Below are 3,972 nucleotides of genomic sequence, written 5' to 3'. Positions count from 1 at the left end.
TGTGTTGCATTCGCGAAGGTATCGATCGTGAACCCGGGTTCGCTTTCCCGCGGCGCGCGCGTGATGGTGACGCCGCGATCGATCGTCAGGATCCCGTCCGAACCGATGAAGCGGAAGCCGGAGTTCTCGCTCGATCCATCTTCGAAGTTGACGCGCAGTGAAAGATTGAAGGCCGGATGCGTGTCCGTCTTCTCGTAGTCGCAGACGGCGAGGAGCAGGTCGGGAACGTCGCGCCCATCGCGCCAAAAGCGGATGCCGCCCGTCGAATACACGCGCGAAGGTCCGATCGATTCGGTCACGAAGTGCATCCCGCTGAACAAATGTACGAACAGATCGCCCGCCACTCCGGTTCCGTAGTCCCGGTAATTGCGCCAGCGGAAGACGCGCCTGGAATCGAACTCGTGCTTGGGCGCGCGGCCTTCGAAACGCGGCCAGTCAATGGTCTCGGTCGACGCGTCGGGCGGAATCGAATACTGCCACGCGCCGATGGCGGAATTGCGATCCCACCACGCCTCCACCATGTTGAACTCGCCGATCGCACCCTGCTTCATCAGCTCTTGCGCTTTCTTGTAGACAATCGAACTCACGCGCTGGCTGCCCACCTGCATGATGCGGCCGGTCTTCTTCTGCGCTTCGATCACCGGCGGACCGAACGGGATCTGCTGCACCATCGGCTTCTCGCAGTAGACGTCCTTCCCCGCGTTCATGGCGGCGATCGAGATGATGTCGTGCCAGTGATCCGGCGTCCCGATAATGACGGCGTCGACATCCGGACGCGCCAGCACTTCTTCGTAATGGCGCGTGGTGAAGACGTCGTTGCCCCAGCGCTCCTTCGCGTGAGTAAGGCGGCCATCGTAAACGTCCGAGACGGCGACTAACTTCGTGCCGCCAACCCTCAACGAAGATTCGACGTCGCCCGAACCCATGCCTCCGCAGCCGATGAGCGCGATCTGCACGTTGTCGTTCGCGGAGATCGTGCGCTGCGCTTGAGCAATACCTGCGGCGAGTGACGCTCCTGCCGCAGCTTTTAGGAAATGACGCCGGGTAGCCATGTGTCCGGATTATATCGCTCGATTACACTGCTTACTGATGTGCCTCCACCGAATCGCTATCGCCGCCCTGTGCGCGGCTTTCATTATGAATGCAGCAGGACCCGCCGATTACGCGCAGTACGACCCGCAAGCGCGCGCCGTGATGAGCAAGATGACGCTCGACGAAAAGATCGGACAGATGCTGCAGCCGGATCAGAAGTTCCTCAAGAGTATTGACGAGATCGAGACGTATCACTTCGGATCGATCCTGAGCGGCGGCGATTCGGACCCGGCCACGGGCAACGATCTGCAGTCGTGGACGAACCTCTACAACAAGCTGCAGGGGCGCGCCATGCAGACGCGATTGAAGATTCCGCTGCTGTATGGGATCGATTCGGTGCATGGAAACAGCAACCTGGAAGGCGCGGTGATCTTCCCGCATAACATCGGGCTGGGCGCCACGCGCGATGCGGCGCTGGTGGAGAAGATCTCGGCCATCGTGGCGGATGAAACGCGCGCGACGGGAATCCAGTGGGCCTTCTCACCGTGCATCGCGGCGCCGCAGGATATCCGATGGGGCCGCAGCTACGAAGGTTTTGGCGAGACTCCGGAGATCGTGACGCCGCTCGGCGAAGCAGCGGTGCGCGGCTTACAGGGCAGCGATCTAACCGGGCCGAGGCAAGTGCTCGCGTGCGCGAAACACGCGGCGGGAGACGGCGGCACGCTGTGGGGAACCGGTCTCAACGGCAAGATGGATCACGGCAACGTCGTGATGGACGATGCCGAATTCAAACGGCTCTTTCTGACGCAGTATGCCAGCGCCATTCGCGCGGGCGCGGGAACCATCATGCCCAGCTATAGCAGTTGGAACGGCATTCGGTGCTCGGCGCATAAGCATCTGCTGACCGACCTGTTGAAGGACCAGATGGGATTCCAGGGCTTCCTGATTTCGGATTACAACGCGATCGATGAGATCCCCGGCGCGACGTATACCGAGAAGATCCGGCAATCCGTCATGGCCGGGATGGACATGTTCATGATTCCGGAGCGCTATGTGGAGTTCTTCAACGATCTGAAGAAGCTGGTGACCGACGGGACGGTGCCGATGACACGCATCGATGACGCGGTGCTGCGGATTCTGCGCGTGAAAGCCGCGATGGGATTGCTGGCGCCGAACCCGTCGGTGATGGCGGATCGCACCCTGCAGAAGGATTTCGGGTCGGCGGAACATCGCGCGGTGGCGCGGCAGGCCGTTCAGGAATCGCTGGTGCTTTTGAAGAATGACAACCATGTGCTGCCGCTATCGAAGACGGCGAAGCGCATCCACATCGCGGGCAAGAATGCGGACGACCTGGGGAATCAGTGCGGCGGCTGGACGATCACATGGCAAGGGCAGAGCGGCACGCCTACCACGGGAACGACGATCCGTCAGGCGATGACGAAAGCGGTGAGCCCGGCGACGCAGGTCACCTATTCGGTTGACGGAACCGGAGCGGAAGGCGCCGATGTGGGCGTGCTGGTGATCGGCGAGAAGCCTTATGCGGAGATGTTCGGCGACCGTACGATTGCGCAGTTGCGGCTGGATGCGGATGACCGCAAGGCGCTCGCGAACATGAAGAAAGCGGGGATTCCGGTCGCGGTTGTGCTGATTTCCGGACGGCCGCTTCTGATCGACGATGCTATTGGACAGGCGGATGCGTGGGTGGCGGCGTGGCTGCCGGGCACGGAGGGCGCTGGAGTGACCGATGTGCTCTTCGGCGATGCGAAGCCGCAAGGCAAACTGTCGTTCACCTGGCCGAAGGCGAGTTCAACGTCGCTGCGCCGCGGAGACCCCGGCTATCAGACGATGTTCCCGCTGGGTTACGGACTGAGCTACTAGGATTTATCGGACTTGCCGGTTGAGGACGCCGCCGGCGTTGAGCTGGCGGAGGACGATGAATCCGATTTCGACTCGGACTTGGTTTCCGTCTTCGGCTTCGAGTCTGAGCTGGAATCGGACTTCGAGTCGGAGTCGGACTTGCCCTTCGCTTCGGCTTTAGCTTCGGCTTTGGCTTCGCCGTTGCCGCTTCCCTTGCCGTAGTCGTTGACGTACCATCCGCTGCCTTTGAGCTGGAACGAGGAGGTGGATATGAGCTTTTCGACGGGGCCTCCTCCGCATTCAGCGTGCGTGGTGAGCGGAGCGTCGGAGAACTTTTGCAGGACTTCGAAGCGTTTACCGCAGTGATCGCAATGGTATTCGTACAGCGGCATGGGACCTGACTTGAGTGTAACAAGGGCGGGAGTTGTCTCAGGGCGGACCCTCCCTTTCGGTCGGGCTCGGAGTGAGGTCTGGCGATTGACGCCGGGATTTCGGTGGACCCATACAATGTACGCATGCGAAAAGCTGGGGGCTGTTCCGTGATCAGGTGCATCGGGGTCGTGAGCGCCTCGGCGGCATTGCTGCTGCTGAACTCTACGACACTAACCGGCGCAGATACGATCTTGTACGGCGCGGCCTACTACGAGGAATATGCGCCTTACGATCGCCTGCAGGAAGACGTGCGGATGATGAAAGCTGCCGGCATCAATGTCGTCCGCATTGCTGAATCTACCTGGGGAACACTGGAGCCGCGTGACGGCGCGTTCGACTACTCGCATGTCGACCGCGTCATCAAAGCTATGTCCGGGGCCGGGATTCATGTCATTGTTGGTACTCCGACTTACGCCATCCCGACCTGGCTCGCGCGGGAACATCCGGATGTTCTGGCTATAACTGCTGGCGGGCAGAACCTATATGGCACTCGTCAAAACATGGACATCACAAACAGCCACTTCCGCTTCTATGCGGAGCGCGTGATTCGACACCTCGTGGAGCATGTGAAGGATGAGTCTGCGGTAATCGGTTTTCAACTCGACAACGAGACTAAGTCGTATCGCGTTAGCGGACCGGAGGTGCAGAAGG

General features: G+C 60.6%; 4 protein-coding genes. 2 read left to right on the top strand and 2 right to left on the bottom strand.

Going from position 1 to position 3,972, the window contains the following annotated elements; translation table 11 throughout:
• The coding region (locus H1Y01_RS07895; RefSeq protein WP_180539897.1) for a Gfo/Idh/MocA family protein at positions 1 to 1,052 on the bottom strand (1,052 nt) is incomplete at its 3' end.
• An 85-nt stretch (positions 1,053 to 1,137) separates the two neighbouring features.
• Between H1Y01_RS07895 and H1Y01_RS07890 the strand changes: the two genes are divergently transcribed.
• Positions 1,138 to 2,910: a glycoside hydrolase family 3 protein gene (locus H1Y01_RS07890; protein WP_219341372.1), complete on the top strand. Its 1,773-nt coding sequence runs from the start codon at positions 1,138 to 1,140 to the stop codon at positions 2,908 to 2,910.
• On the opposite strand, the gene H1Y01_RS07885 is transcribed toward H1Y01_RS07890, so the two are convergent.
• On the bottom strand, positions 2,907 to 3,281 hold the full coding sequence (locus H1Y01_RS07885; RefSeq protein WP_180539895.1) for an FmdB family zinc ribbon protein: 375 nt from the start codon (positions 3,279 to 3,281) through the stop codon (positions 2,907 to 2,909). The two genes, H1Y01_RS07890 and H1Y01_RS07885, sit on opposite strands and share 4 nt — an antisense overlap.
• Before the next feature lie 123 nt (positions 3,282 to 3,404).
• Here H1Y01_RS07885 and H1Y01_RS07880 point away from each other — a divergent pair.
• Positions 3,405 to 3,972: beta-galactosidase (locus H1Y01_RS07880; RefSeq protein ID WP_180539894.1), on the top strand; the 568-nt coding region annotated here is incomplete at its 3' end.

The sequence above is a fragment of the Nevskia soli genome, from assembly GCF_903970205.1.
In the GTDB taxonomy this organism is placed as follows: Bacteria; Acidobacteriota; Terriglobia; order Bryobacterales; family Bryobacteraceae; genus Bog-113.
Note: the sequence above shows the minus strand (reverse complement) of the source record. Positions and strands in the feature narration are given on the sequence as shown.

What these genes read in the sequence shown, in the direction of transcription:
- H1Y01_RS07890 (WP_219341372.1), top strand. Translation starts at nt 1,138, where the DNA reads ATGAATGCAGCAGGACCCGCCGATTACGCGCAGTACGACCCGCAAGCG.
- H1Y01_RS07885 (WP_180539895.1), bottom strand. Translation starts at nt 3,281, where the DNA reads ATGCCGCTGTACGAATACCATTGCGATCACTGCGGTAAACGCTTCGAA.